This is a genomic window from Streptomyces sp. ME19-01-6 (assembly GCF_033793745.1).
Lineage (GTDB): Bacteria > Actinomycetota > Actinomycetes > Streptomycetales > Streptomycetaceae > Streptomyces.
Genome location: NZ_JARAXF010000014.1, coordinates 89726 through 116691, shown reverse-complemented (window position 1 = coordinate 116691; position 26966 = coordinate 89726). Strand labels below are relative to the sequence as shown.

The 26966-nt window shown below is 71.9% G+C and carries 25 protein-coding genes and 2 pseudogenes; 25 read left to right on the top strand and 2 right to left on the bottom strand.

Translation table 11 applies throughout. The features are described 5' to 3' along the window. Window positions 1–92 precede the first annotated feature (92 nt). From PV419_RS28275 to ftsY, 4 genes are read left to right on the top strand one after another with little or no spacing between them, the layout of a single operon-like run. A complete protein-coding gene (locus PV419_RS28275; RefSeq protein WP_319693747.1) occupies window positions 93–443 on the top strand; it encodes a hypothetical protein in 351 nt (116 codons plus the stop codon). After that, window positions 440–2635, top strand: a complete 2196-nt coding sequence (locus PV419_RS28270; RefSeq protein WP_319693745.1) for a histidine kinase — start codon at window positions 440–442, stop codon at window positions 2633–2635. Before PV419_RS28275 ends, PV419_RS28270 begins: the two co-directional genes overlap by 4 nt. After that, the gene (locus tag PV419_RS28265) at window positions 2632–3300 is read left to right on the top strand and encodes a response regulator transcription factor (RefSeq protein WP_319693743.1); all 669 of its coding nucleotides are present in this window, start codon (window positions 2632–2634) and stop codon (window positions 3298–3300) included. The genes PV419_RS28270 and PV419_RS28265 overlap by 4 nt, the downstream gene beginning before the upstream one ends. A gap of 35 nt (window positions 3301–3335) precedes the next feature. Then, complete coding sequence (gene ftsY / locus PV419_RS28260; RefSeq protein ID WP_319693742.1) at window positions 3336–4553, top strand: signal recognition particle-docking protein FtsY; 1218 nt, start codon at window positions 3336–3338, stop codon at window positions 4551–4553. 107 nt (window positions 4554–4660) lie between these two features. Here ftsY and PV419_RS28255 read toward each other — a convergent pair whose 3' ends face one another. Next, window positions 4661–5332, bottom strand: a complete 672-nt coding sequence (locus PV419_RS28255; protein WP_319693741.1) for a bifunctional DNA primase/polymerase — start codon at window positions 5330–5332, stop codon at window positions 4661–4663. 408 nt (window positions 5333–5740) lie between these two features. On the opposite strand from PV419_RS28255, the gene PV419_RS28250 reads away from it, so the two are divergent. From PV419_RS28250 to ffh, 5 genes are all read left to right on the top strand, one after another. After that, complete coding sequence (locus PV419_RS28250) at window positions 5741–7240, top strand: hypothetical protein (protein WP_319693739.1); 1500 nt, start codon at window positions 5741–5743, stop codon at window positions 7238–7240. A gap of 206 nt (window positions 7241–7446) precedes the next feature. After that, window positions 7447–8739 (top strand): ammonium transporter, encoded by a 1293-nt coding sequence (locus tag PV419_RS28245; protein WP_319693737.1) that lies wholly within the window; start codon window positions 7447–7449, stop codon window positions 8737–8739. Beyond that, window positions 8736–9074, top strand: coding sequence for a P-II family nitrogen regulator (locus tag PV419_RS28240; protein WP_319693735.1), 339 nt, complete (start codon window positions 8736–8738; stop codon window positions 9072–9074). The genes PV419_RS28245 and PV419_RS28240 overlap by 4 nt, the downstream gene beginning before the upstream one ends. A 49-nt stretch (window positions 9075–9123) precedes the next feature. Then, a complete protein-coding gene (locus PV419_RS28235) occupies window positions 9124–11760 on the top strand; it encodes a [protein-PII] uridylyltransferase (protein ID WP_319693733.1) in 2637 nt (878 codons plus the stop codon). A gap of 123 nt (window positions 11761–11883) precedes the next feature. Then, window positions 11884–13434, top strand: a complete 1551-nt coding sequence (gene ffh, locus PV419_RS28230; protein WP_319693731.1) for a signal recognition particle protein — start codon at window positions 11884–11886, stop codon at window positions 13432–13434. Between the two features lie 42 nt (window positions 13435–13476). On the opposite strand, the gene PV419_RS28225 is transcribed toward ffh, so the two are convergent. Next, complete coding sequence (locus PV419_RS28225) at window positions 13477–14430, bottom strand: SAM-dependent methyltransferase (RefSeq protein ID WP_319693729.1); 954 nt, start codon at window positions 14428–14430, stop codon at window positions 13477–13479. Window positions 14431–14674: 244 nt separating this feature from the next. On the opposite strand from PV419_RS28225, the gene proS reads away from it, so the two are divergent. The 16 genes and pseudogenes from proS (at window position 14675) to PV419_RS28145 (ending at window position 26963) form a co-directional block, all read left to right on the top strand. After that, a complete protein-coding gene (gene proS / locus PV419_RS28220) occupies window positions 14675–16090 on the top strand; it encodes a proline--tRNA ligase (RefSeq protein WP_319693727.1) in 1416 nt (471 codons plus the stop codon). 235 nt (window positions 16091–16325) lie between these two features. Next, window positions 16326–16919, top strand: a complete 594-nt coding sequence (locus PV419_RS28215) for a hypothetical protein (RefSeq protein WP_319693726.1) — start codon at window positions 16326–16328, stop codon at window positions 16917–16919. Window positions 16920–17074: 155 nt separating this feature from the next. Then, window positions 17075–17524 carry a 30S ribosomal protein S16 gene (rpsP, locus tag PV419_RS28210; RefSeq protein WP_319693724.1) on the top strand — a complete coding sequence of 150 codons (450 nt, stop codon included), beginning with the start codon at window positions 17075–17077 and terminating at the stop codon, window positions 17522–17524. A 2-nt stretch (window positions 17525–17526) separates the two neighbouring features. Further along, the gene (locus PV419_RS28205; protein WP_007266827.1) at window positions 17527–17766 is read left to right on the top strand and encodes an RNA-binding protein; all 240 of its coding nucleotides are present in this window, start codon (window positions 17527–17529) and stop codon (window positions 17764–17766) included. 83 nt (window positions 17767–17849) lie between these two features. Continuing rightward, window positions 17850–18410, top strand: a complete 561-nt coding sequence (gene rimM, locus PV419_RS28200; protein WP_319693719.1) for a ribosome maturation factor RimM — start codon at window positions 17850–17852, stop codon at window positions 18408–18410. Then, a complete protein-coding gene (gene trmD / locus PV419_RS28195; protein ID WP_319693717.1) occupies window positions 18410–19252 on the top strand; it encodes a tRNA (guanosine(37)-N1)-methyltransferase TrmD in 843 nt (280 codons plus the stop codon). The genes rimM and trmD overlap by 1 nt, the downstream gene beginning before the upstream one ends. A gap of 130 nt (window positions 19253–19382) precedes the next feature. Continuing rightward, the gene (gene rplS / locus PV419_RS28190) at window positions 19383–19733 is read left to right on the top strand and encodes a 50S ribosomal protein L19 (protein ID WP_319693716.1); all 351 of its coding nucleotides are present in this window, start codon (window positions 19383–19385) and stop codon (window positions 19731–19733) included. Window positions 19734–19796: 63 nt separating this feature from the next. Continuing rightward, window positions 19797–20588, top strand: coding sequence for a signal peptidase I (gene lepB / locus PV419_RS28185; RefSeq protein WP_319693714.1), 792 nt, complete (start codon window positions 19797–19799; stop codon window positions 20586–20588). Further along, a pseudogene (lepB, locus tag PV419_RS28180) lies at window positions 20581–21357 on the top strand (signal peptidase I); the annotation flags it as partial. The gene lepB (PV419_RS28185) and the pseudogene lepB (PV419_RS28180), both read left to right, overlap by 8 nt. A gap of 283 nt (window positions 21358–21640) precedes the next feature. Beyond that, window positions 21641–22798, top strand: coding sequence for a signal peptidase I (gene lepB / locus PV419_RS28175; RefSeq protein ID WP_415925396.1), 1158 nt, complete (start codon window positions 21641–21643; stop codon window positions 22796–22798). A 126-nt stretch (window positions 22799–22924) separates the two neighbouring features. Beyond that, complete coding sequence (gene lepB / locus PV419_RS28170; protein ID WP_319693711.1) at window positions 22925–23680, top strand: signal peptidase I; 756 nt, start codon at window positions 22925–22927, stop codon at window positions 23678–23680. Next, window positions 23673–24188 carry an NUDIX hydrolase gene (locus PV419_RS28165; RefSeq protein WP_319693709.1) on the top strand — a complete coding sequence of 172 codons (516 nt, stop codon included), beginning with the start codon at window positions 23673–23675 and terminating at the stop codon, window positions 24186–24188. The genes lepB (PV419_RS28170) and PV419_RS28165 overlap by 8 nt, the downstream gene beginning before the upstream one ends. Before the next feature lie 39 nt (window positions 24189–24227). Further along, the gene (locus PV419_RS28160) at window positions 24228–24536 is read left to right on the top strand and encodes a DUF2469 domain-containing protein (RefSeq protein WP_004944840.1); all 309 of its coding nucleotides are present in this window, start codon (window positions 24228–24230) and stop codon (window positions 24534–24536) included. An 83-nt stretch (window positions 24537–24619) separates the two neighbouring features. Next, window positions 24620–24979: a YraN family protein gene (locus PV419_RS28155; RefSeq protein ID WP_319693708.1), complete on the top strand. Its 360-nt coding sequence runs from the start codon at window positions 24620–24622 to the stop codon at window positions 24977–24979. After that, window positions 24979–25233: pseudogene (locus PV419_RS28150) on the top strand (magnesium chelatase domain-containing protein); the annotation flags it as partial. The gene PV419_RS28155 and the pseudogene PV419_RS28150, both read left to right, overlap by 1 nt. Before the next feature lie 38 nt (window positions 25234–25271). Continuing rightward, window positions 25272–26963, top strand: a complete 1692-nt coding sequence (locus tag PV419_RS28145) for a recombinase family protein (protein ID WP_319693706.1) — start codon at window positions 25272–25274, stop codon at window positions 26961–26963. Window positions 26964–26966 lie beyond the last annotated feature (3 nt).

Sequence of the window (26966 nt, the reverse complement as noted above, 5' to 3'; positions counted from 1 at the left end):
TCAGTCACCGGTTCGGGTGGGCTCGGGCCCGCGCACACTTCACCCGCCCCACCGCGGGTAGTGCTCGGACCGGAGAACAAGGAGGTTGTCAGATGACCCCATCCCGGACCCGCCGGACCCACGTGATGACCGCGCTCGCCCTGCTCACCGGCGCCCTCGCGGGGACCGCCCCGGCAGCGCCCGCCGCCGCGGCCCAGGGAGCGGATTGGCGGGAGGCCGGGCACTTCGACACCACCAGCGCCTGCCGCGAGGCGGGCCGGAACGGAGTGGAAGCCCACAAGTGGAGTGAGTACAAATGCCGGCCGGGCCACAGCGACAACTACATCACGCTGTGGGTCAAAGGCCGGGGCAGGAGCCATACCGCCGGCCCGGCCCCGGCTCCGGCCGCGAGCCCGGCCTCGGCCCCTGCCCCTGCCCCGGCCCAGGGCTCCGGGATGGGATGAGGCGCGCGGTCCAGCCCAAGGACCGCGCCGTGCAGGCCGCCGGCGGAGTCTCCGCCCTCTTCGTGGTGGTCCTCGCGGGCTGGCTGGCCGGACTGCTACGGGTGAACGACCAATGGCTGGCCCTGTCCTACCCGCAACCGCGCGGCACCGCCGTGCTGACCCGCGTCGCCGTGGGCATCCCGGTCCTGGGCGTCGGGGTGCTCCTGCTGGCCGAGCGCTCCGCCCGCCGCTACGGCAGCGTCCTGCTGGTCGCCGGGGCGCTGTGGCTGCTGCCCTCGGCCGCCGCCGACCTGCTGGGACTGGCCGACCTGGGGTCGGCGGGCGCGGTCGTTCAGCTGCTGATCTCGGCCGCCGGGATCGCCTGCCGCCCGCTGACCGTCCTGCTGCTGCCGCTGTGGCTGTTCCCGCGCGGCTCGCAGCGGCGGTGGCAGTGGTGGGCGATGAGCGTCGGCGCCTCCGCGTACTGGCTGGGCTACGCCGCCCTCTGGCTGGTCAGCGAGCCGATGGTCGGCTCGGCGCCCAACCCGTTCTTCGCCACCGGCGGCGGCCAATGGGCCTTCGGCCACCTCGAGCACTACGCCGCGGCGGAGGACTGGGTGCTGCACGCCGTGGCCGCCGTGGTGACGGGCGCGCTGTGCTGCCGCGCCGCCGTCGCCCACGGCGCCGAGCGGCGCAACTGGGCGCTGCTCGCCGCCGCCTACCCGGCCTGTGTCTTCCTGCTGCTGTCCGAGTGGGCCGAGGGCATGCCCACCATCGTGGCGCGCACCATCGGCAGCGCCGTGTGGGCGGCCGCGATCTGCCTGGGCGTCGCCCGCACCGGCATATGGCGTCTGGATCGCGTCACCAGCCACCGCCTCGCCCGCGCCTTCGTCCTCACCTCCCTCGCGGCCGTCGTCGTCTGCGCGGTCGTCGCCGTCCAGGCCGGACTGCCCTCCCTGCGCGGCGGGGCGATCAGCACCGCCGTCGGCTGCGCCCTGCTGCTCGGCTGGTCCCTGCGGCCGACCGCGCGCTGGCTGACCCTGCGCGTCGAGCGCGCCTTCTACGGGCCGCGCGCCCGCCCCCACGAGGCCGCCAGTGCCCTGGCCGTACGGCTCCAGCAGGCGCCCCACCCCGGCGAGGTGCCCCAGCAGATCTGCCGCAGCGCCGTCGAGGACCTCGGCGTCTCCGGCGCCGCCGTCAGCGTCGACACCCGCTCCGGGCCCCGGCGGCTGGCCGCGGCCGGGGCGCCGCTCACCGGCCCGGTCCAGGCCTTCGTGCTGCGCCACCACGGCCGTACGGTCGGCCGACTCGAAGTCGCCCGGGACGGCTTCGGCACCCCCGCCGAACGCGACAGCGGCCTGCTCTCCCTGCTCGCCGACCAGGCGGCCCCGGCGCTCGCCGCCCTCCGCCTCGCCGAGGAGGCCCAGGCCGCCCGCGAGCGGCTGGTACTCGCCCGGGAGCAGGAACGCCGCCGGCTGCGGCGGGAGATCCACGACGGCCTCGGCCCCCAGCTCGCCGCCGTACGGCTGCGCCTGGACATCGCGCAGACCACCTGCCCGCCCGGGCACCCGGCCCGCCACCAGCTGCGCGAGGCCGCCGAGACCCTCGCCGAGGCCCTGGTCGAGGTGCGGCGGATCACCTCGGGGCTGGCCCCCGCCGCCCTGGCCGAGCGCGGCCTGGCCAAGGCGGTACGGGACCTGGGGCGGCGGCTGGGCGGCGCCGGGCCCCGGGTGACCGTGGCCACCCGCCCCACCGCGCTGCCGCCGCTGTCGCCCGGCGTGGAGACGGCCGCGTACCGGATCTCCGCCGAGTCGCTGACCAACGCGGTGCGCCACGCGCGGGCCCGGCAGGTCCGGATCGAGCTCACCGCGGGCCCCGACACGCTCGAGGTCAAGGTCATCGACGACGGGAGCGGGCTGCGGCGCGGCGCCGTGCCCGGCGTCGGGCTGGCCTCCGTGGCGGAGCGCGCCGAGGAGATCGGCGGCTCCTGCTCGGTGACGGGATCCGCGACGGGCACGGTGGTGCACGCGATCCTTCCGCTCACCGGGCCGGGGGAGGCCGAGCACTCCGAGGGCGACGCTGTGAACGCCGTCCATGAGGCGGCCGTACCCGTCACACCCGAAGAGCACCGCCGCGAAGGAGGCCGGGACCACGGCGGAGACCACGGCGGAGATCACGGCCGAGACCACGCGGAAGAGGGGCCGGGCCGGTGACAGCAGCCGCGGGAGGACCGCAGTGGCGCGTACTGCTCGTGGACGACCATCCGCTCTTCCGCGAGGGCCTGGCGGCCGCGGTCAACCTGGACGACGCGTTCACCGTGGTCGGCCAGGCCGCGTCCGCGGAGGAGGCGGTCGCCGAGGCCGAGCGCGTCGGGCCCGACCTGGTGGTGATGGACCTCGGGCTGCCCGGCCGGTCCGGAACGGAGGCCACCCGGCGGATCCTGTGCGCCCACCCCGAGGCACGTGTGGTCGTCATGACCATGTCCGAGGACGACGACAGCCTGCTGGCGGCCATGCGCGCCGGGGCCCGCGGCTACCTCCTCAAGGGCGCGGGCCGGGACGAGATCCTGCGCGCCCTGCACACCGTGGCGCGCGGCGGCGCGGTGTTCAGCCCCCGCATGGCGGAGCGGCTCGGCACCCTGCTCGGCTCCTTCGGCACCGCCTCGGCCAAAGAGGCGTTCCCCACCCTCACCGCCCGCGAACGCGAGGTCCTGGAACTGCTCGCGGTCGGGCTCGGCTATCGCCAGATCGCCCAGCGGCTGGTGGTCACGGACAAGACCGTGCGCAACCACGTCGGCTCCATTTTCGCCAAGCTGCAGGTTCGGGACCGTGCCCAGGCGATCGTCCGGGCTCGTGAGGCCGGGCTGGGAGGTGAATGACTCCCCGCACCGCGTTGGCTGATACTGGGTGCGTTATGGAACAAGTCATCCTTGCTGTAGTCATCGCTGTGATCGCGCTCGCCGCGGTCAGCGGGCTCGTGATCGGCAGCCGCAAGAAGAAGCGGCTGCCCCCGGCCCCGCCGAGCAGTCCGTCCGTCACCGCGCCGCCCGCCGAGCCGCACGTCGGCGAGGAGGCGGAAGCCCCGACCGAGGAACCGCGCAGAACCATCCAAGAGGTGGATCTGCCGGTCACCGAGGCGCCGCCCGCACCCACCGTGCCCGCGCAGCCGGAAGCGCCCGCGATCGAGGTGCCCGAGCCGACCGCCGGCCGGCTGGTGCGGCTGCGGGCCCGGCTCTCCCGCTCCCAGACCACGCTGGGCAAGGGGCTGCTCACCCTCCTGTCCCGGGAGCACCTCGACGACGAGACCTGGGAGGAGATCGAGGACACCCTGCTGACCGCCGACGTCGGCGTCATGCCGACGCAGGAACTGGTGGAGCGGCTGCGCGAACGGGTCAGGGTGCTGGGCACCCGTACCCCCGAGGAGCTGCGCGGCCTGCTGCGCGCGGAGCTGCTCCAGCTGATCGGCACCGAGGCCGACCGCATCGTGCACACCGAGAGCGGTGTGGGCACGAACGGCGAGGAGAAGCCGGGCGTCGTCATGGTCGTCGGGGTCAACGGCACCGGCAAGACCACCACCACCGGCAAGCTCGCGCGGGTGCTGGTCGCCGACGGCAAGTCGGTGGTCCTCGGCGCGGCCGACACCTTCCGCGCGGCGGCCGCCGAGCAGCTGCAGACCTGGGGCGAGCGGGTCGGCGCCCGTACCGTCCGGGGCCCCGAGGGCGGCGACCCGGCGTCGGTCGCCTTCGACGCGGTCAAGGAGGGCATCGCCGAGGGCGCGGACGTCGTGCTCGTCGACACCGCGGGACGGCTGCACACCAAGACCGGCCTGATGGACGAGCTGGGCAAGGTGAAGCGGGTCGTGGAGAAGCACGGCGCGGTGGACGAGGTGCTGCTGGTGCTGGACGCCACCACCGGGCAGAACGGCCTGGTGCAGGCACGGGTCTTCGCGGAGGTCGTGGACATCACCGGCATCGTGCTCACCAAGCTGGACGGCACCGCCAAGGGCGGCATCGTGATCGCGGTCCAGCGTGAGCTGGGCGTACCGGTCAAACTGGTGGGCCTGGGCGAGGGCGCGGACGACCTCGCGCCGTTCGAGCCGGAGGCCTTCGTCGACGCGCTGATCGGCGACTGACTGGCCGACCCCTTGATCCACTCCACCCCCTCCGCTCCGGGCGCCCGAGACATCTCGGGCGCCCGGAGCGTTTCTGGCCGGTGTGGCTCTGGACGGTCTCCGGTGCCTCAGCCGCCCGCGCGGTGGGCCGCGTACGCCAGCGTGCCCAGCAGCAGCCGCGCGTGGGGCGGGTGGCCCGCCGTGTCGAGCGTGGGCGGGCGCAGCCAGCGGACGGCGCCGAGCCCGCCGAGGTCGCTGGGCGGGGCGGTGATGTGGTCGCCGGGCCCCAGACAGCGCAGGTCCAGGTCGGCGTCGTCCCAGCCCATGCGGTAGAGCAGCTGCGGCAGCTGCTCGGCGGCGCCCGGGGCGACGAGGAACTGGGCCCGCCCGTGGGGCGTGGCGGTCGCCGGGCCGAGCGGTAACCCCATGCGCTCCAGCCGGACCAGGGCGAGCCGGCCCGCCTGCTCGGCGACCTCCAGGACGTCGAACGACTTGCCCACGGGCAGCAGCACCGCGGCCCCCGGGACCTCCTCCCAGGCCGCCGTCGCGTCGTCGAGGGTGGCGCCCGCGGGGACGGCGGGAGCCAAGGCGAGGGGGTGGGCGCCGGGGGCGGCGCAGTCGGCCGCGCCACATGAACATTCGTTTCTGCTGCCGCCCGCGCCGCGGGCGGCCCGGGCGCCCGGCACCACGTCCCACCCCCATAGGCCGGTGTACTCCGCCACCGTCGTGCACTCGGTTGTACGGCCGCGCCGCCGCGAGCCTGACCGCATGTCCCGGATGCCGCCGATCGTGAAGCCCATGCACCCTCCAACGGGTCGCCCTGCCGATGGTTACGAGCCGAATGACGCAGTGGCGCGAAGCCCTCGCGCTCCGTAGCCGGATGTGGTGCGGCGGCCGCGGTGCGGCGTGGTGCAGAGGGTGGTGAGACGCTGAGCGCGCGCCCCGGTGCGCACCCCTCCACCTGTTTCGGCTGCTTCTGGTCGTCCCGTGTCAAGTGAATCGTGTGGATCGCCGGTGGCGTTCATTCGAAGGGGTGGCGAATGGTGGCGTTTTCCCGAACTTCCTCGCCGGAGGCGTGATCGTAAGATTACTTTCAGTGCATGGGCCCCTGTCTCCCGCGATTGATGCGGCGGATCGCGGGGACAACTGACCGTGACAGACGGCATTCTGGTCGCGGTGCGAGCGGAATCGTGGGATGGGGCGTTCCAGTGGGCGACAACGGCGGCAGTGCTGACAAGCGTCCCAACGCGCAGTTGGGCTCGTGGTTCGTGCGCAGCGGCTGGTCCAAGGGCGAGCTCGCGCGCCAAGTGAACCGCAGAGCACGCCAGTTGGGTGCCCACCACATCAGCACCGACACCTCACGGGTGCGCCGCTGGCTCGACGGCGAGCAGCCGCGCGAGCCGATTCCGCAGATTCTGTCCGAGCTGTTCTCCGACCGCTTCGGCTGTGTGGTCGGAATCGAGGACCTCGGGCTGCGCACGGCCCATCGGTCACCGTCCGTGTCCGGGGTGGACCTGCCCTGGGCCGGTCCGGAGACGGTCGCGCTGATCGGCGAATTCTCGCGCAGCGACCTGATGCTCGCCCGGCGGGGCTTCCTCGGCACCTCGCTCGCCCTGTCGGCGGGCCCGGCCCTCATCGAGCCGATGCAGCGCTGGCTGGTGCCCTCGCCCTCCGGCCGGCCCGACGGCCGGACCCAGCCGGACGCGGGCCGCTCCCGGCGGATCTCCCGGCTCTCAGAGCCGGAGCTGGACCTGCTCGAGTCCACCATCGTGATGTTCCGGAAGTGGGACGCCCAGTGCGGCGGCGGACTGCGCCGCAAGGCGGTGGTCGGCCAGCTCCACGAGGTGACGGACCTGCTGCAGGAGCCGCACCCCGAGCGGGTCTCCAAGCGGCTGTTCAAAGTCGCGGGCGAGCTGGCCGAGCTCGCCGGGTGGATGAGCTATGACATCGGGCTGCAGCCGACCGCGCAGAAGTACTTCGTGCTCGCCCTGCACGCGGCCAAGGAGTCCGGGGACCGGCCGCTGGGCTCGTACATCCTCTCCAGCATGAGCCGCCAGATGATCCATGTGGGGCGCCCCGAGGACGCGCTGGAGCTGATCCACCTCGCCCAGTACGGCAGCCGGGAGAGCGCGACGGCGCGGACCCAGGCCATGCTGTATGCGATGGAGGCCCGGGCGTACGCCAATATGGGCCAGCCCAGCAAGTGCCACCGCGCCGTGAAGATGGCCGAGGACACCTTCGCCGACTGCGCCGCGGGCGACGGAGACCCGGACTGGATCGGCTTTTTCTCCGAGGCCGAGCTCAACGCGGAGAACGCGCACTCGTACCGCGACCTCGCCTATGTCGCGGGCCGCAGCCCCACCTACGCCGAGCTGGCCGACCCCGTGATGCGCCGCGCGGTCGAGCTCTTCGGCCAGGAGGCGGCCGAGGAGGGCGGGCCCAACCGTTCGTATGCGCTGAACCTGATCGGGCTGGCCACCGTCCACCTCCTGCAGAAGGAGCCCGAGCAGTGCGCGGCGGTCGCCGAGAAGGCCCTGCCGCTCGCCCGGCGGGTGCGCTCCGAGCGGGTCAGCAACCGGCTGCGCAAGACCGTGGACACCGCGATCCGCGACTTCGGGAGCGTCCCGGCGGTGGTCCAGCTCGGCGAGCGGCTCGCCGACCATCTGCCCGATTCCTCGGACAGGGCGGAGTCCGTCCGGGCCGTCTGAGCCCCCCGTCCATGGTCGCGACACGATAACAACGCCTTCCGGCCGTCAAGCATCAGTTCATCAGCGCGTAACACTCCCGCGCCCTTCGTCACTGCCGTGAAACATCGGGCGGCATCGACTGAAACGGCGCTGCGTCAACCTCGTGGCGAAAACCGGCCCACCTGAGTACTGCCCGCACGGGCCGTCATTTCGAGGAGACGTCCACATTGAATGGCGCAAATACCGCATTCGTATTGATCAGCGCCGCGCTCGTGATGCTGATGACCCCCGGCCTGGCCTTCTTCTACGGCGGCATGGTCCGGGTGAAGAGCGCCCTGAACATGCTCATGATGTCCTTCATCACCCTGGGCGTCGTCAGCCTCCTGTGGGTGCTGTTCGGCTACTCCCTAACCTTCGGTGACGACATCGGCAGCGGACTGCTGGGCAACCTGGACCACATCGGCTTCAAGGGCATCAATCCCGAGTCGCTGTGGGGCACCAAGCCCGACGCGGTCCCGGTACTCGCCTTCGCCTTCTTCCAGCTGATGTTCGCGGTCATCACCCCCGCGCTGATCAGCGGCGCGGTCGCCGACCGGGTCAAGTTCGGCGCCTGGACGCTGTTCATCACCGTGTGGGTCACCATTGTCTACTTCCCGGTCGCCCACTGGGTCTGGCAGGCCGACGGCTGGCTGTTCAAGCAGGAAGTGATCGACTTCGCGGGCGGTACGGCGGTCCACATCAACGCGGGTGCGGCCGGTCTCGCCTGTGCCCTCGTCCTCGGCAAGCGCATCGGCTTCAAAAAGGACACGATGCGGCCGCACAACCTCCCCCTGGTGATGCTGGGCTCCGGTCTGCTGTGGTTCGGCTGGTTCGGCTTCAACGCCGGTTCCGCGCTCGCCGCCAACGGCACCGCCGCCAACATGGCGTTCAACACCCAGATCGCCACCGGCGTCGCGATGCTCGGCTGGCTCGCCTACGAGCGCATCCGCCACGGCGCCTTCACCACCCTGGGCGCGGCCTCCGGCGCCGTCGCGGGCCTCGTCGCCATCACTCCCTCCGGCGCGGCCGTCAACGCCTGGGGCGCGATCATCATCGGCCTCGTCGCCGGCGTCGTCTGCTCCTGGGCGGTCAGCCTGAAGTACAAGCTGGGCTACGACGACTCGCTCGACGTGGTCGGCGTGCACCTGGTCGGCGGCATCCTGGGCACCCTCCTGGTGGGCCTCCTCGCCACCGACGGCGTCGGCGGCCTGGACCAGCTGGGCAAGCAGGCGCTCGGCGCCTTCACCGTCCTGGCCTACTCGTTCGTCGTCTCCTGGCTGCTCGCCAAGGCGATCGACGTCACCATCGGCTTCCGGGCCGACGAGGACGAAGAGGTCGGCGGCCTCGACCAGGCCTACCACGCCGAGACGGCCTACGACTTCAGCGCCGTCGGCAGCTCGCATGTGGCGCGTCATACGGTGGCCTCCATCCAGGACCAGGCCGGCGCCGATGCGCCGCAGAACAAGAAGGTGGACGCGTGAAGCTCATCACCGCGGTCGTCAAGCCGCACCGGCTGGACGAGATCAAGGAAGCCCTGCAGGCCTTCGGGGTCCACGGCCTGACCGTCACCGAGGCCAGCGGCTACGGCCGCCAGCGCGGCCACACCGAGGTCTACCGGGGCGCCGAGTACACCGTCGACCTGGTGCCGAAGGTCCGCATCGAGGTGCTGGTCGAGGACGACGACGCCGACGACCTCATCGAGGTCGTGGTCAAGGCGGCCCGCACCGGCAAGATCGGGGACGGCAAGGTGTGGAGCGTCCCCGTGGAGACCGCGGTGCGGGTCCGGACCGGCGAGCGCGGACCGGACGCGCTCTGAGGTACCCCACCACACGGACGACGCCCTTCCCTGTGATCAAGGAGCCGAGTTGACGGAAAGCGTCGAGGCGAAGACGGAGACGGCCGACTCGGTGCCCGGTGGCTACGCGGCGGCCCGGCTGCGACTCCTCCAGGAGGAGTCGCGGTCCGGGCCGCCGCGCCGCGCCGCCCTCGCCGAGCTCACCGACCAGTGGCTGGCCGCGCTGCTGGCCGGCGGGGCGGAGACAGCCGGTCTCACCCAGGGCGTCGCCCTCGTGGCGGTCGGCGGATACGGGCGCGGCGAGCTGTCCCCACGCAGCGACCTGGATGTGCTGCTGCTCCACGACGGCTCCGCCGACGCCTCGGCCATCGCCGCCCTCGCCGACCACGTCTGGTACCCGGTGTGGGACATGGGGCTGGCCCTCGACCACTCCGTACGCACCCCCGACCAGGCCCGCAAGACCGCGGGCGAGGACCTGAAAGCACAGCTCGGCCTGTTGGACGCGCGGCACATCGCGGGCGACGCCGCGCTCAGCGCTGGGCTGCGTACGGCGGTGCTCGCCGACTGGCGGGCCCAGGCCCCGAAGCGCCTGCCCGAGCTGCGCGAGCTGGGACAGGACCGCGCCCGGCGCCACGGCGAGCTGCAGTTCCTGCTGGAACCGGACCTCAAGGAGGCGCGCGGCGGGCTGCGCGACGCGACGGCGCTGCGGGCCATCGCGGCTTCCTGGCTCGCCGACGCGCCGCGCGAGGGCCTCGCCGAGGCGCGCCGGCGGCTGCTGGACGTGCGGGACGCGCTGCACCTGACCACCGGGCGGGCCACCGACCGGCTCGCGCTGCAGGAGCAGGACCAGGTCGCGGCCGAGCTCGGCCTGCTGGACGCCGACACCCTGCTTCGCCAGGTGTACGAGTCGGCCCGGACCATGTCGTACGCGAGCGATGTGACCTGGCGCGAGGTCGAACGGGTGCTGCGCGCCCGGTCGGCCCGGCCGCGGCTGCGCGGCCTCCTCGGCGGCCGCGGGCGCGGCGGCTCGGGCGGCGCGGACGCGGCGGGGGAGCGCAGCCCGCTCGCCGAGGGCGTCGTCGAGCAGGACGGCGAGGTGGTGCTGGCGCGCGCCGCGCGCCCCGAGCGCGACCCGGTCCTGCCGCTGCGGGCCGCGGCTGCCGCCGCCCAGGCCGGGCTGCCGCTGTCGCTGCACGCCGTACGGCGCCTGGCCGCCGCCGCACAGCCCCTGCCCGTACCGTGGCCGCCCGAGGCCAGGGAGCAGCTGGTCACGCTGCTCGGCGCGGGCGAGTCCACCGTCGGGGTCTGGGAGGCCCTGGAGGCCGAGGGACTGATCACCCGGCTGCTGCCGGACTGGGAGCGGGTGCGCTGTCGCCCCCAGCGCAACGCCGTGCACCGCTGGACCGTCGACCGCCACCTCGTCGAGACCGCCGTGCGGGCCAGCGCGCTCAGCCGCCGCGTCGGCCGCCCCGACCTGCTGCTGGTCGCCGCGCTGCTGCACGACATCGGCAAGGGCTGGCCCGGCGACCACTCGGTGGCGGGCGAGACCATCGCCCGGGACGTGGCGTCCCGGATCGGCTTCGACCGCGCCGACGTCGCCGTCCTGGCCACACTGGTCCGTCACCACCTGCTGCTCGTCGAGACCGCCACCCGCCGCGACCTGGACGACCCCGCCACCGTGCGCTCGGTCGCCGAGGCCGTCGGCTCCACGGCCACCCTGGAGCTGCTGCACGCCCTCACCGAGGCCGACGCCCTCGCCACCGGCCCCGCGGCCTGGAGCGCCTGGCGCGGCTCGCTCGTCGCCGACCTGGTCAAGCGGGTCACGGCGGTCCTGGCCGGCGAGTCGGCGGCGGACTCCTCCGCGCCCCAGCAGACCACCGCCGAACAGGAGCGGCTGGCCATCGAAGCCTGGCGCACCGGCGGCCCCGTGCTGGCCCTGCACGCGCGCTCGGAGGCGCTGCCGCCGGGCGAGGCGGCGGGGATCCGTACGGGCGGCGCGGCCTCCGGCGCTCCGGACGCCGCCGTGGCCGAGGGGCATGGCGCCGAGTCCGGCGCGGAGTCCATCGGCGTCGAGCTGCTGATCGCCGTCGCCGACCAGCCCGGCGTGCTGCCCGCGGCGGCCGGTGTGCTGGCGCTGCACCGGCTGACCGTACGGGCGGCGGACCTGCGCGCGATCGAGCTGCCCGGGGAACTGGCCGGGGAGCTTGCCGGTGAACTGTCCGGGGCGGGTGCGCCCGACTCCCGCCGGCCGGCTCTTGAGCCGGGGCCCGGCGTGCTGCTGCTGAGCTGGCGGGTGGCCGCCGAGTACGGCTCGCTGCCGCAGGCCGCGCGGCTGCGCAAGGACCTGCTGCGGGCCCTGGACGGGTCGCTCGACATAGCGGCCCGGCTCGCGGAGCGCGAGGCCGCGTACCGCAAATACCCCCGCCGCCGCGGCGTGCACGCCCCGCCCCCGAGGGTCACCGTCGCGTCCGGCAGCTCCCAGCTCGCGACGGTGATCGAGGTGCGTGCCCAGGACGCCCCCGGGCTGCTGCACCGCATCGGCCGCGCGCTGGAGGACGCGGGGGTGACGGTGCGCAGCGCCCACGTCAGCACGCTGGGCGCCAACGCGGTGGACGCCTTCTACGTCACGGACGCCTCAGGCGCCCCGCTGCAGCCCATGCGCGCGGCGCAGGTGGCCAAGGAGGTCGAGCGGGCGCTGAGCGCGTAGCGCCCGCGGCGGCGCCAAGGCTCCGCGGGACGCGGCACCGGGGGCAGACCGTTCGGGCGGCGGGCGGATACCCTTGGAGGCCGACCGCCGACCCGACATCCGACCGAAGGATTCGCGACCACCGTGTTCGATACCCTCTCCGACCGCCTCGCAGCGACTTTCAAGAACCTCCGGGGCAAGGGCCGCCTCTCCGAGGCGGACATCGACGCCACGGCGCGTGAAATCCGTATCGCCCTGCTCGAGGCGGACGTCGCGCTGCCCGTCGTCCGGGCCTTCATCAAGCAGATCAAGGAGAGGGCGCTGGGGGCGGAGGTCTCCCAGGCGCTGAACCCCGCCCAGCAGGTCATCAAGATCGTCAACGAGGAGCTGATCGGCATCCTCGGCGGCGAGACCCGCCGCCTCCGCTTCGCCAAGCAGCCGCCGACCGTGATCATGCTCGCGGGTCTGCAGGGTGCCGGTAAGACGACGCTCGCCGGAAAGCTCGGCCGGTGGCTGAAGGGCCAGGGCCACGCGCCGCTGCTGGTCGCGTGTGACCTGCAGCGCCCCAACGCGGTCAACCAGCTCTCGGTGGTCGCCGAGCGGGCCGGCGTAGCGGTCTACGCCCCGGAGCCGGGCAACGGTGTGGGCGACCCGGTGAAGGTGGCCCAGGACTCGATCGAGTTCGCCAGGACCAAGCAGCACGACGTGGTGATCGTGGACACCGCCGGCCGCCTCGGCATCGACCAGGAGCTGATGCAGCAGGCGGCGGACATCCGCGACGCGGTCAGCCCGGACGAGGTCCTCTTCGTCGTCGACGCGATGATCGGCCAGGACGCGGTGAACACCGCCGAGGCGTTCCGCGACGGCGTCGGCTTCGACGGCGTGGTGCTCTCCAAGCTCGACGGCGACGCGCGCGGCGGTGCCGCGCTGTCCATCGCGCACGTCACCGGCCGTCAGATCATGTTCGCCTCCAACGGTGAGAAGCTGGACGACTTCGACGCGTTCCACCCGGACCGTATGGCGTCCCGCATCCTGGGCATGGGCGACATGCTCAGCCTGATCGAGAAGGCCGAGCAGACCTTCAGCCAGCAAGAGGCCGAGAAGATGGCGGCCAAGCTGGCGAAGGGCCCCAAGGAGTTCACCCTCGACGACTTCCTGTCGCAGATGGAGCAGGTCCGCAAGATGGGCTCCATCTCCAAGCTGCTGGGCATGCTGCCGGGCATGGGCCAGATCAAGGACCAGATCAACAACCTCGACGAGCGGGACGTGGACCGCACCGCCGCGATCATCAAGTCGATGACGCCCGGCGAGCGCCAGGACCCGACCATCATCAACGGCTCGCGCCGCGCCCGTATCGCGCGCGGCTCGGGTGTCGAGGTCAGCGCGGTCAAGAACCTGGTGGAGCGGTTCTTCGAGGCGCGCAAGATGATGTCGAAGATGGCCCAGGGCGGGATGCCCGGCATGCCCGGGATGCCGGGCATGGGCGGTGGCGCCGCCAAGCGCAAGGGCAAGCCGCAGAAGAAGGCCAAGGGGAAGCAGCGCTCCGGCAACCCGATGAAGCGCAAGGCCGATGAGCAGGCCGCCGCGGCCCGTCGCGAGCAGGCGGGGCAGCCGGGTGGCGCGTTCGGCCTGCCCGCCGGGCAGGGTGGTCAGGACTTCGAACTGCCCGACGAGTTCAAGAAGTTCATGGGCTGAGCGGGGTGCGGGGGCCGGGCGGGCCGAGGGGCTCGCGGGCCCTCACACCCGCGCGATCAGATAGCGCATCACGTTCTCCATCCACACCGTGCCGTCCTGACGCCGGTACGGATGAAGGGCCTCCGTGATCTCCTTGCGCACCTGCGTGGGGTCGGTGGCCCGCTCCGCCGCGTCGAACAGCCCGGTCGACAGCAGCCCGCGCACCGCGCTGTCCATGTCGGCGTACCCGAAGGGGCAGGCCACCCGGCCCGAGCCGTCGAGCCGCAGCCCGGCCTGCTGGGCGAGGTGCTCCAGGTCGTCTCTGCCGCACGGCTGCCAGCGCGCGGGCGGGGGCGCCTCCCAGCGGTGACCGGGGGAGCACATCGGGTCGGCCAGCCGTGCGCCCACGCGCAGCACCGTGGAGGTGGCGCACCGCTCCGGCGGGCCCCAGTCGGCCAGGACGACCGGGCTGCCGGGCTCGGCCAGGGCGGCAGCCGCGGCGAGCCGCTCGGACAGGGCGCCACCGGGGCCGGACGGGCCACCGAACCCGAGAGCCGGCAGCGGCTCGAAGGCGGTGACCACGGTGAATCCGGCCCCCGCCGCCATCCCGGCCCCCGCCGTCGTCAGGGCACTCCCCAAGCCGCCGTCCGCGAGGCGGGCGAGGCGTGCGGCGCCCTGCGCCGCGGCCGGGCGTGCGCCGCCCGGCCGCGCTCCGGGGCCCGCGAGCAGCCGCTCGCAGGCGAGCTCCAGGCGCTCCTCGTCCAAGTCCACCCCGCAGACAGCGGCGCCGCGCGCCACCGCCATGAGCAGGGCCAGGCCCGAGCCGCAGCCCAGGCCCAGCAGCCGGGTCCCGGCGCCGACCTCCAGCCGCTCGTACACGGCCTCGTACAGCGGCACCATCATCCGTTCCTGTATCTCCGCCCAGTCGCGGGCGCGGGCGCGGGGTATCGCCGCGCCCGACGTCGCGGGGGAGGAGGGGTACGGGGGAAGGTGCCGCCGTATGAGCGTAGATGTCATCGAAAGCGCCCCAATCCGACGAGAGCAGTGCCGTGAGCAGAAGAGCCTGTTGCCACCGTTGTGCGCCGCGCGATCCACCCCCGTAGGCCAGGGAACTGCGCATTCGTCCGCGCGTCCAGAGCTTTCGCGGCCATGCTTGCGTGCCCCCGTTGTGCGCCCCCCTTTTTTTGAGGGCTCGGTTCGCCTTGATGCCCTTTCCAAACGGATTCACGGTTCGGCGCGCCGTCGCCGTACGATCGGCGCCATGGCGAAGGCTCCCGTTCTCACCCCCCAGGCGGAGGATTTTCCGCGCTGGTACCAGGATCTGATCAACAAGGCCGAGCTGGCCGACAACGGCCCGGTGCGCGGCACCATGGTCATCCGCCCGTACGGCTACGGGCTCTGGGAGCGGATGCAGCAGGACATGGACGCCCGCATCAAGGCCGAGGGTGTCCAGAACGCGTACTTCCCGCTCTTCATCCCGCAGTCGTATCTGACGAAGGAGGCGGAGCACGTCGAGGGGTTCGCCCCCGAGCTCGCCATCGTCACTCACGGCGGCGGTAAGAAGCTCGAGGAGCCCGTGGTCGTCCGGCCCACCTCCGAGACGATCATCAACGAGTACTTCTCGAAGTGGGTGCAGAGCTACCGCGATCTGCCGCTGCTGATCAACCAGTGGGCCAATGTGGTGCGTTGGGAGCTGCGGCCGCGGCTGTTCCTGCGCACCTCCGAGTTCCTGTGGCAGGAGGGCCACACCGCCCACGCCACGTACGAGGACGCGCGCGGCTTCGCCTCCCGCATCCACCGGCACGTCTACGCCGACTTCATGGAGAACGTGCTGGCCATGGACGTCGTCCTGGGCCGCAAGACCGCCAAGGAGCGCTTCGCGGGCGCCATCAACACCCTCACGCTGGAGGGGATGATGGGCGACGGCAAGGCGCTGCAGCTGGGCACCAGCCATGAGCTGGGCCAGAACTTCGCCCGGGCCTTCAACACCCAGTTCCTGTCCAAGGAGGGCAAGCAGGAGCTGGTCTGGCAGACCTCCTGGGGCAGCACCACCCGCATGGTGGGCGCGCTCGTGATGATGCACGGTGACGACAGCGGGCTGCGCGTTCCGCCGCGACTTGCTCCCGTGCAGGCCGTCGTTCTGGCCATCAAGGGTGACGAGGCGGTGCTGGCCAAGGTCCGCGAGATCGGCGACCGGCTGGCGGCGGCCGGGGTGCGGGTCCAGGTCGACGACCGGACCGACACCCCCTTCGGCCGCCGCGCCGTGGACTGGGAGCTCAAGGGCGTTCCGGTGCGTATCGAGGTCGGCCCGCGCGACCTGGAGAGCGGCACCGCGATGGTGGCCCGGCGGATCCCGGGCGGCAAGGAGTCGGTGCGACTGGACCTGCTTCCCGACCTGCTGCCGAAGGTCCTGGAGGAGGACCAGGCGCTGCTGCTGCGTCAGGCGCGGGAGCGGCGCGAGGCCCGTACCTCGGAGGTGCGGACCGTCGAGGAGGCCGCCGAGGCCGCGGTGGCGGGCGGCTGGGCGCGGATCCGGTGGGCGGACCTCGGCCCGGAGGGGGAGGCGGCGCTCGCCGAGCAGGCCGTGTCCGTGCGCTGTCTGGTGGCCGAGGACGGGTCGGTGCCGGACGCCGATGACGCGCCCGGTAACGTCGCCTTTGTCGCGCGCGCTTACTGAGGCGGCTGCTGAGGCCTCGACGGATGTGGCGGTCGGGGCGCGCCGGACCGGGCGGATCCGGGGGGCTGAGGGGGCGGGCGTTACGTACCGCCTTGGTGCGCGGTGGGTGGCTCATCCGCACATCTGCGCACCCGCCCTCCTCGGGGCGCATCAGCGCTGAACTGACTGGTACGTGCAAATTATTTGTGATGCCCCGGAATCGGAACACCGGGCGCTTCCCGCTCGTTATCACGACGTGAGCACGACACCACCTGTACTCGCCGCAGAGCTGGCGCAGGCGTGGGCCGACATTCAACGGCACCACTCCGAGCTGCCGGATCTCGCCGCGCCAGAATCGCTGATCGGAGAGTCGTCGTCCGCATGTGGCGCCGAGCTCTCCTTCGAACGGCTGCTGCACGAGGCAGTCCACGGCATCGCCGCGGCGCGAGGTGTCCGTGACACCTCGCGTGCCGGCCGCTACCACAACCGCCGCTTCCTGGCCATCGCCGAGGAGCTGGGCCTGGACCACTCCGATGAGCCGCACCCGAGCAGCGGCTTCTCTCTGGTCACGCTCAGCCCCGAGGCGAGAAGGCGCTATCGGACCACCATCGACCGGCTGCAGCGCGCCCTCAAGGCGCACACCGTCGCGACCGCCGCCGACACCGCCCGCACCTTCCGCGGGCCGGCCGCCCGGCACGGTTCGTCGGGCGGTGGGGTCCGGGTGAAGGCGGTGTGCGACTGCGGGCGCAATGTCCGCGTCGTCCCGTCGGTGCTGGCCCAGGCGCCGATCATGTGCGGGGGATGCGGGAAGCCGTTCCGTATCCCGGAGGCGGTGGCCGCGGTCGGCTGACCTGTCACGGTGTGGCAGAATGGTCAGCTGTACTCGACAGCCGACCAGGACCCCTCTCTCCTCCGGCTGACGCGTCCATCGGGCACTCGGGTACCGCAACCCCACGCGGCACTTCGCGGTGCTCAATCACGTCAAGACCAGGAGACACCACTCCCGTGGCAGTCAAGATCAAGCTGAAGCGTCTGGGCAAGATCCGTTCGCCTCACTACCGCATCGTCGTCGCCGACTCCCGCACCCGCCGTGACGGCCGGGCCATCGAGGAGATCGGTCTGTACCATCCGGTGCAGAACCCCTCGCGCATCGAGGTCGACTCGGAGCGTGCGCAGTACTGGCTGGGCGTCGGCGCGCAGCCGACCGAGCCGGTGCTCGCCATTCTGAAGGTCACCGGCGACTGGCAGAAGTTCAAGGGCCTGCCCGCCCCGGCCCCGATGCTCGTCGCCGAGCCGAAGGCCGACAAGCGTGCCCTGTTCGAGGCGGCCGCCAAGGACAGCGGTGACGAGCCGAAGGGTGAGGCCATCACCCCGAAGGCGAAGAAGTCCGAGAAGAAGTCGGACGAGGCGGCCGCTGACGCGGCGGCCGAGTCCACCGCGTCGACCGAGGCCTGAGGATGCTCGAGGAGGCCCTCGAGCACCTGGTGAAGGGCATCGTCGACAACCCCGACGACGTGCAGGTCGCCTCGCGCAACCTGCGGCGTGGGCAGGTGCTCGAGGTCCGGGTGCACCCCGACGACCTCGGCAAGGTGATCGGCCGTAACGGCCGCACCGCCCGCGCCCTGCGCACCGTCGTGGGCGCCATCGGCGGCCGTGGGATCCGCGTCGACCTCGTCGACGTGGACCAGGTTCGCTGAGCAGCGTCAAGAAAAGCACCGGCACGGGCCGGGGAGGGCTTCGGGCCGTCCCCGGCCCGTGTGTGTGAAGGGAACAGGGAACAGTGCAGTTGGTTGTGGCGCGCATCGGCCGCGCCCACGGCATCAAGGGCGAGGTCACCGTCGAGGTGCGCACCGACGAGCCGGAGCTGCGGCTCGCCCCGGGTGCCGTCCTGGCCACCGAGCCCGCCTCGGCCGGGCCGCTGACCATCGAGACCGGCCGGGTGCACAGCGGCCGGCTGCTGCTGCGCTTCGCGGGGTTCGCGGACCGTACGGCCGCCGAGGCGCTGCGCGGCACCTTGCTCATCGCGGAGGTCGACTCCGAGGAGACCCCCGAGGACCCCGATGAGTACTACGACCATCAGCTGATCGACCTGGACGTGGTCACGGTCGACGGCACGGAGGTCGGCCGGATCGCGGAGATCTCCCATCTGCCGTACCAGGACCTGCTGATCGTCCGGCGGCCCGACGGCAGCGAGGCGATGGTCCCCTTTGTCTCCGAGGTGGTGCCGGAGATCGACCTCGAGGCGCAGCGCGCCGTCATCGACCCGCCGCCCGGCCTGCTCGACGAGACCCAGGCCGAGGTCGCCCGCGACGAGGGCGGCGCCGAGCCCGGGGGCGCGTGATGCGGCTCGACGTCGTCACGATCTTCCCGGAGTATCTGGAGCCGCTCAACGTCTCGCTGGTCGGCAAGGCGCGCGCCCGCGGACAGCTGGACGTACGCGTCCACGATCTGCGGGCCTGGACGCACGACCGGCACAACACCGTTGACGACACCCCGTACGGGGGCGGGCCCGGCATGGTCATGAAGCCCGAGCCTTGGGGCGAGGCGCTGGACGAGATCATCGAGTCGGGGGTCGGCGAGCCGGGAGACGGTGGGGACGGGGCGGTGAAGCTGCCCGCGCTGGTCGTGCCGACCCCGAGCGGCCGCCCGTTCACCCAGGCCCTCGCCGTCGAACTCGCCGAGCGTCCCTGGCTGGTCTTCGCCCCCGCCCGCTACGAGGGCATCGACCGCCGGGTGATCGACGAGTACGCCGAGCGCCTGGATGTGTACGAGATCTCCATCGGCGACTATGTGCTGGCCGGCGGGGAGGCCGCGGTCCTGGTGATCACGGAGGCCGTGGCCCGGCTGCTGCCCGGCGTGCTGGGCAACGCCGAATCGCACCGCGACGACTCCTTCGCCCCCGGCGCGATGGCCGATCTGCTGGAGGGGCCCGTCTACACCAAGCCGCCGCAGTGGCGCGATCGGGGCATCCCGGAGGTCCTGCTCAGCGGCCACCACGGCAAGATCGCGCGCTGGCGCAGGGACGAGGCGTTCCGCCGCACCAGCCACAACCGGCCGGACCTCATAGAGCGCTGCGACCCGGCGGTGCTGGACAAGTACGACCGCGAGCTCCTGGCCGAACTGGGCTGGGAGGAGCTTCCCGGGGGCCGATTTGGGCGGCCGGGTCCGGCCGTGGAAGAATAGGCCGCTGCTGTACGTCCGGCGTGCGCCCCTGCCACAGGGGGATCGACGCCCGCCCGACCAGACGGCACTCCCAATCATCATCCGATATGCCGCTGATGACCTGTGGCATCAGCGAGGAAAGCAGACGATCATGTCTCACCTGCTCGACACCGTCGACTCCGCGTCGCTGCGCAGCGACATCCCGACCTTCCGCCCCGGTGACACGGTCAACGTCCACGTCCGCGTCATCGAGGGCAACCGCTCCCGTGTCCAGCAGTTCAAGGGCGTCGTCATCCGCCGCCAGGGCTCCGGCGTGCGCGAGAGCTTCACCGTCCGCAAGGTGAGCTTCAGCGTCGGCGTCGAGCGCACCTTCCCGGTGCACACCCCGATCGTCGAGAAGATCGAGGTCGTCACCCGCGGTGACGTCCGCCGCGCCAAGCTGTACTACCTGCGTGACCTCCGCGGCAAGGCCGCGAAGATCAAGGAAAAGCGCGACAACTGAGTTTTTGCGCGACAACTGAGCTACTGCCGGACGGCACAGGCGGGCCGGATAGGCTCTGGCCCGATGGAGACCGACGCACAGCTCTCGGAGCGCGATCGCTCCTCCCGCTCCCAGGAGGGACAGGAGGAGCGATCGCGCTCTTCGCGTACGCGGCGGGGGCTCGGCCTGCTGACCGGGGGCGGCCCCTGGCGCCGGGCCGGTGTGCTCGCGGCGGCCTGTGCCGTCTTCGTCCTTCTGCTGAGCGCCTTCGTCGTGCAGCCTTTCCTGATCCCCAGCGGATCGATGGAGAACACGTTTCGGCCCGGAGACCGGGTCCTGGTGAACAAGCTGGCGTACCGTTTCGGTGATACGCCGCGCCGCGGTGACGTCATCGTGTTCGACGGCACCGGGTCCTTCGTCCAGAAGGAGCCGTCCCAGAATCCGGTGGCGGCGCTGCTGCGCGGCGCGGCCGCGGCGGTCGGGCTGGCCGAACCGGCCGAGACCGATTACATCAAGCGTGTCGTGGGTGTGGGCGGTGACCGGGTCAGGTGCTGCGACAAGCGGGGGAGGATCGAGGTGAACGGGAAGCCGGTGGACGAGGACTACCTGTTTCCGGGGGATGCTCCCTCGCAGGTCCCGTTCGACATCGTGGTGCCCGAGGGAAAGCTGTGGGTCATGGGGGACCACCGCAGTGATTCCAGGGACTCACGGGACCACCTCGGCGAACCGGGCGGGGGTACGGTCCCGGTCGACAAGGTGATCGGACGCGCCGACTGGATCGGCTGGCCGGTCGGCCGCTGGAGCGGAGTGCACCGCCCGGCGGCCTTCGGGCGCGTACCGGACCCGGCCGCGAGCGCGGGCGGCGCACATGGGTAACCGCGGACGGTCCCGGCACGGGACCCGCCGCCCCGGCCGCCCCGGCCTCGGCTCCAGCCCCGGCCTCGAGTCCGGTCCCGGCTCCGGCTCCAGCCCCGGCCTCGGCTCCGGTCCCGGCTCCGGTCCCGCGCACAGCGTGGACGCGCCGCGCACGGGGCCGCGACTGGGCGGGCGCGCGGAGCGGCGCAAGGTCCAGCGCCGTATCAAGCGCAGGCGGCGCCGTTCGGCCATGAAGGAGATCCCGATCCTGATCGGCGTGGCGCTGCTGATCGCCCTGGTGCTCAAGACCTTTCTGGTCCAGGCGTTTGTGATCCCGTCGGGCTCGATGGAGCAAACGATCAAGATCGGCGACCGGGTGTTGGTGGACAAACTCACACCGTGGTTCGGGTCGAAGCCGTCGCGCGGCGATGTGGTGGTGTTCAAGGACCCCGGAGGCTGGCTCGAGGGTGAGCGGAAGCCTCCGAAGGAAGATCCGGTCGTCATCAAGCAGGCCAAACAGTTCCTGACCTGGATCGGACTGCTGCCGTCCTCGAACGAGCAGGATCTGATCAAGCGGGTGGTCGGCGTCGGCGGCGACACGGTGGTCTGCTGTGACCAGAACGGCCGGGTGACGGTCAACGGCACGCCGCTGGACGAGCGGTATCTGCACCCGGGTAATGTGCCCTCGGAGCGCCGGTTCAAGGTGACCGTCCCCCAGGGGCGGCTCTTTGTGATGGGTGACCACCGGGCCAATTCGGCGGACTCCCGGGTCCATCTGGACGAGCCCGGCCAGGGAACCATCTCGGACGACCTCGTCGTCGGCCGGGCCGTGGTGATCGCGTGGCCGTTCGGCCATTGGCGGAGCCTGGAAGAACCTGGGACATATGCCTCAGTGAAGGACGCGCCGAGCGGGGGGACGCAGGCGCGCGGCTCGCCGCATAGGCTGTCCTCGGATCAGCAAGGGTTGGTCCAGCTCCCGACCCCTGCGGAACTCCCGCTCGTTATGGGAGTGGTGGGCCTGCGCCGTTCGTGGCGTGGGCGGCGGTGCGGCGTGAGGAGTGAATGTGGGGGATTTGGCGGTCGGCGCTCGATCCGGTCACGAAGAGCCCGAAAGGCAACCGGGGGGGAGCGAAGAGCCATCCGTGAACGGGGCGCGCGCGGCCGGTGCGCCTACGGGCGGGGCCCCCGAGAGGTTCGAGGCGCCGGGGGGCTCCGGCACCACGGACGCCGCGACCGCCCCGGAGGGCGGTCCACAGGCCGCTCCCGGCTCCCCTGACTCTCCCGTCTCGCTCGGCAAGCCGGGCTCCTCGGCCTCCGCCGGCTCCTCGGACCCTCCCGGCGCCGAAGATTCCTCGGACGCCGAGGGCCGGGCGGGTGACAAGCCCGGCGGGGACAAGGGCGGCGGGGACGAGGACGGCGAGGACGAGGATGGCGGAGACAAGGCCAATGCCAAGAAGCCGCGATCGTTCTGGAGAGAGCTGCCGATCCTCGTCGGCATCGCGCTGCTGCTCGCCCTGCTGATCAAGACCTTCCTGGTCCAGGCGTTCTCCATCCCCTCCGACTCGATGCAGAACACGCTGCAGCGCGGCGACCGGGTGCTGGTGGACAAGCTGACCCCGTGGTTCGGCGCGGAGCCGAAGCGCGGTGAGGTCGTCGTCTTCCACGACCCGGGCGGCTGGCTCGGCGGCGAGACCCAGCAGTCCGACGCGGGCCCGCTCGCCAAGGGCGTCCAGCGGGTGCTCAGCTTTATCGGCCTGATGCCGTCCGCGGAGGAGAAGGACCTGATCAAGCGGGTCATCGCGGTCGGCGGGGACACGGTCGAGTGCCAGAAGGGCGGGCCGGTCAAGGTCAACGGCAAGGCGCTGAAGGAAAAGGACTACATCTTCCCCGGCAACACGCCCTGCGATGACAAGCCGTTCGGCCCGATCAAGGTGCCCAAGGGCCGGATCTGGGTGATGGGCGATCACCGCCAGGACTCGCTGGACTCGCGGTTCCACCAGAATCTGGACAATGGCACGGTCTCGGTGGACAAGGTCGTCGGGCGGGCCATCGTGATCGCCTGGCCGCTCGACCGCTGGTCCACCCTCTCCGTCCCCGGCACCTTCGACCAGCCGGGGCTGAGCGCGGCGGCCTCGACGGCCCCCTCGGCGCTCGGGTTCGCGGGCGCGGTGCCGATCGTGCTGTGGCGCCGCCGGAGGCTCGTCCGCAAGGCGCGCGGGACGGCTGCCTGAGGTCCGTACCACCGGCAGGGGACCCGAGCGCCCGGAGGCAGTCAAGCCTGCAATGCCTCGCCAATCCGCTGCCGTTGGGCCCGCGGGACCTGATCTACGTCTGCTATGTGAGGCAGGAGCACTGGAATGAGCGGAGCCCGGCAGGTCAGAGGGGGCGACAAGGGGCTCGGGAGCGTCCTGTCCGGGGTGGCGGTGGCCGTGGGCTGTGTGCTCTTCCTGGGGTCGTTCGTCTGGGGCGCGCTGCTCTACAAGCCGTACACCGTCCCGACCGACTCGATGGCCCCCACCATCGGCCAGGGGGACCGCGTGATGGCGCAGCGAATAGACGGCGACGAGGTGCGCCGTGGCGACGTGGTCGTCTTCAAGGACTCGCTCTGGGGCGATCTGCCGATGGTGAAGCGGGTCGTCGGCGTCGGCGGCGACACGGTCGCGTGCTGTGACAAAAAGGGCCGGCTGACGCTGAACGGCAAGCCCCTCGACGAACCGTATCTGCACACCAAGGGACCGGCCTCGCCCACCCTCTTCTCGGCGACGGTGCCCAAGGGGAAGCTGTTCCTGTTGGGCGACCACCGCAGCGACTCCCTGGACTCCCGGGAGCATCTGTCCGACGGTGGGGACGGGGCCGTTCCGCGCGGCGCGGTGAGCGGCCGGGTGGACGCCAGGGCCTGGCCGCCGGACCTGGGGATGCTGGAGCGGCCCGAAGCCTTCAAGGCGCTGCCGGGCGGCGTCTCGCAGCCGGGGCCGCTGCGGCTCATCCTGATCTCCGCCGTGGTCGGCGCGGTGCTCATCCTGGGCGGCGCGGCGTACGGGCCGGTGGCGCGCCGGATGGGGCGCCGCGGCAAGCGGGGCGGGAAGCAGGCGGAGGTGGCGGCCGGTGTCTGACGGGACCGGTGCTGAGGGCCGCGGCGAGGGCCTGCGGAAGGTCGCGCGGGTGGTCCTGCTCGACCCGCGGGACCGGATCCTGCTGATGCACGGCTTCGAGCCCGAGGACCCGTCGATGACCTGGTGGTTCACCCCCGGCGGTGGCCTGGAGGGCGACGAGAGCCGGGAGCAGGCGGCGCGCCGGGAGCTGGCGGAGGAGACCGGGATCACGGAGGTGGAGCTCGGGCCCGTGCTGTGGCGGCGGGTGTGCTCCTTCCCGTTCGACGGGCGCCGCTGGGACCAGGACGAGTGGTACTACCTGGGCCGTACGCAGCAGACCACGACACGGACCGGCGGTCAGACGGAGCTGGAGCGGCGCAGCGTCACGGGGCTGCGGTGGTGGACGGTCGAGGAGCTGGCGGAGGTGCGGGAGCCGGTGTACCCGTCACGGCTCGTGGAGCTGTTGCGTAGGCTGCTGGACGAGGGACCCCCGACTGTGCCGGTGATCCTGGAGACTGAACGCGTCTGACGCACAATGGGGGGACGCACGGCTGAAGGGGAACATGCCATGAGCGCCGAGGACCTCGAGAAGTACGAGACCGAGATGGAGCTGAAGCTCTACCGGGAGTACCGCGATGTCGTCGGTCTGTTCAAATATGTGATCGAGACTGAGCGGCGTTTCTATCTCACCAATGACTACGAGATGCAGGTGCACTCGGTGCAGGGCGAGGTGTTCTTCGAGGTCTCCATGGCCGACGCCTGGGTCTGGGACATGTATCGACCGGCCCGCTTCGTGAAGCAGGTGCGCGTCCTGACGTTCAAGGACGTGAATATCGAGGAGCTGAACAAGAGCGATCTCGACCTTCCGAGTGGCTGAGTTGTCCACAACCGGGCGGTTGTCCACAAAGATCCAATAATCCGGCGCCGAGGCGTCACAGTCGGTGCCGGAGGTGGTGCCGAATGAACGCCCGAGGAGCGCTCGGACGCTACGGCGAGGATCTGGCGGTGCGTCGGCTGTCCGAGGCCGGGATGACCGTCCTGGAGCGGAACTGGCGGTGCCGGGACGGCGAGATCGACATCGTCGCCCTGGACGCCGGGGCGCTGGTGGTGTGCGAGGTCAAGACGCGCCGCGTCGGTGGTTACGAACACCCGATGGCGGCCGTCACCCCCGGCAAGGCCGACCGGCTGCGGCGGCTGGCCGAGCGCTGGCTGGAGCGGCACGGCGGCCCGCCGCCGGGCGGGGTGCGGATCGATCTGATCGGCGTGGTGCTGCCCGAGCGCGGCGCGCCGGTGGTCGAGCATGTGCGGGGGGCGGCCTGATGGGATTCGCCCGCACCTGCTCGGTCGCGCTGGTCGGAGTCGAGGGCGTGGTGGTGGAGGTCCAGGCCGACCTGGAGCCGGGCGTCGCCACCTTCACGCTGGTCGGGCTGCCCGACAAGAGCCTGGTCGAGAGCCGGGACCGGGTCCGCGCGGCCATCGTGAACTCCGGCGCCGAATGGCCACAGAAGAAGCTCACGGTGGGGCTCAGCCCGGCGTCCGTCCCCAAGGGCGGCAGCGGCTTCGACCTGTCAATGCATAGGCTTGCACACTTCTAAGCCGTATCCTCAACGCCATGACCCACTCGCTACCCAAAGGCTCCCCCCGCCGCGTGGTGATCTACTGCCGTATCTCCGACGACCGCGAAGGCCGACGCTGGGGCGTCGAGCGACAGGAAAAGGTCTGCCGCGAGCGCGCCGAACGCAACGGCTGGGAGATCGTCGAAGTCCTCATCGAGAACGACATCTCCGCCTACAGCGGCAAGCCGCGCCCGAAGTATCAGCAGCTGCTCGACATGCTCCGATCGGGTGAAGCCGACGCCGTACTCGCTCTATCGGTCAAGCGCCTGCAGCGGAACTGGCGCGACGCGTTCGAGTTCCTCGACCTCGCCGAGAAGCGCGACATCGCCATCGACACCATCAAGGCCGGCCGGTACAACCTGAACACTGCCGAGGGCAGGGCCCAGGCCCGCCGGGCCGCCATCGACGCCCAGGAAGAGTCAGAGGAGATCGGGGAGCGCGTCAGGGACGCCAAGGCCGACAACCTCCGCGAGGGCACCTACCGGGGCGGCCCCCGGCCGTTCGGGTACGAAGCCGACGGGACGACCGTGCGCACCCTGGCTTGCCCTCGGTGCCCTGCCCCTGACGGCTTCACGGCCGACCGGGAGTGCAGGGCGTGCGGGGCGGAAGCGTTCAACGAGCCTGGCTCGGAGGCGTGGCACGCCGAGCAGGCGACGGACGCGGTCATCGCCGGCGACTCGCTGCGCTCGATCTGCCGCAGCTTGAAGGCGCAAGGCGTGCGTACCGTGCCTCGCCGGTACAAGCAGCCGGACGGCACCCGCGGCGAGCCGGAGGACCGCGACTGGGAGCCGACCGAGCTACGGAAGATGCTGCTGCGCCCCCGGAACGCCGGGCTCATCGAGCACAAGGGCGAGATTGTTGGTCGTGCCCAGTGGCCGGCGCTGGTGCCCGAGGAGAAGTGGCGGGCCTGTAAGGCGGTGCTGGAGAGGCCCGAGCGGCGGACCACGACCAGTAATGCCCGGGTGTGGATCGGCACCGGGCTGTACAGGTGCTACTGCGGCGAGTTCGCCCGGGGCTCCACGTCGGGCACAGGCGGCCGGGAGAAGGCCGAGCGGGCCGCCGCGAAGGTCAGGGCCGCAGCGGCCCCTGACGGGGCCAAGGACGGCCAGGGGAGGGTCAAGACGTGGGCAGCCAAGTACCGGTGCTACACCGGCAAGCACGTCGTGCGGGACGCCACTGCGCTCGACGAGTACGTGATCAGCCGGGCCATAGCGCGACTCTCCCGCCCAGACGCCGCTGAACTCGTCCTGCCGCCCGCGAAGACGGAGGAGGACCGGGAAGACCTCGAGGCCACCGCGAACGCGCTACGCGCCAAGCTGGACAGCTTCGCCGCAGACTACGCCGCAGACCTCATCACCCGACAGCAGATGCTCGACGGCACCCTGCTGACCCGCAAACGGCTCGAGAAGATCGAGCAGAAGATGGCCGCCCGCGCCGCCCGGTCTGTCCTGGCCTCCCTGCCGCTCGGCACGCCCAAGGTCGCCAAGGTGTGGCCCACCTTTCACCTCGACAAGCAGCGGGCCATCCTCGACGCCATCATGACCGTCACCATTCAGAAGGCCAGGCGGGGCCGCCCCCCGGGCTTCAAGCCCGGCAACGGCGACAACTACTTCGACGAGAGCACCATCACGATCGAATGGAAGAAGCCTGACGGTGGGGAGCAGGAGGAGAAGAGCCCGGCTGGCTGACCG

What these genes read in the sequence shown, in the direction of transcription:
- PV419_RS28275 (WP_319693747.1), top strand. Translation starts at nt 93, where the DNA reads ATGACCCCATCCCGGACCCGCCGGACCCACGTGATGACCGCGCTCGCC.
- PV419_RS28270 (WP_319693745.1), top strand. Translation starts at nt 440, where the DNA reads ATGAGGCGCGCGGTCCAGCCCAAGGACCGCGCCGTGCAGGCCGCCGGC.
- ftsY (WP_319693742.1), top strand. Translation starts at nt 3,336, where the DNA reads ATGGAACAAGTCATCCTTGCTGTAGTCATCGCTGTGATCGCGCTCGCC.
- PV419_RS28255 (WP_319693741.1), bottom strand. Translation starts at nt 5,332, where the DNA reads ATGGGCTTCACGATCGGCGGCATCCGGGACATGCGGTCAGGCTCGCGG.
- PV419_RS28225 (WP_319693729.1), bottom strand. Translation starts at nt 14,430, where the DNA reads ATGACATCTACGCTCATACGGCGGCACCTTCCCCCGTACCCCTCCTCC.
- proS (WP_319693727.1), top strand. Translation starts at nt 14,675, where the DNA reads ATGGCGAAGGCTCCCGTTCTCACCCCCCAGGCGGAGGATTTTCCGCGC.
- PV419_RS28205 (WP_007266827.1), top strand. Translation starts at nt 17,527, where the DNA reads ATGCTCGAGGAGGCCCTCGAGCACCTGGTGAAGGGCATCGTCGACAAC.
- trmD (WP_319693717.1), top strand. Translation starts at nt 18,410, where the DNA reads ATGCGGCTCGACGTCGTCACGATCTTCCCGGAGTATCTGGAGCCGCTC.
- rplS (WP_319693716.1), top strand. Translation starts at nt 19,383, where the DNA reads ATGTCTCACCTGCTCGACACCGTCGACTCCGCGTCGCTGCGCAGCGAC.
- lepB (WP_319693714.1), top strand. Translation starts at nt 19,797, where the DNA reads ATGGAGACCGACGCACAGCTCTCGGAGCGCGATCGCTCCTCCCGCTCC.
- lepB (WP_319693711.1), top strand. Translation starts at nt 22,925, where the DNA reads ATGAGCGGAGCCCGGCAGGTCAGAGGGGGCGACAAGGGGCTCGGGAGC.
- PV419_RS28160 (WP_004944840.1), top strand. Translation starts at nt 24,228, where the DNA reads ATGAGCGCCGAGGACCTCGAGAAGTACGAGACCGAGATGGAGCTGAAG.
- PV419_RS28155 (WP_319693708.1), top strand. Translation starts at nt 24,620, where the DNA reads ATGAACGCCCGAGGAGCGCTCGGACGCTACGGCGAGGATCTGGCGGTG.
- PV419_RS28145 (WP_319693706.1), top strand. Translation starts at nt 25,272, where the DNA reads ATGACCCACTCGCTACCCAAAGGCTCCCCCCGCCGCGTGGTGATCTAC.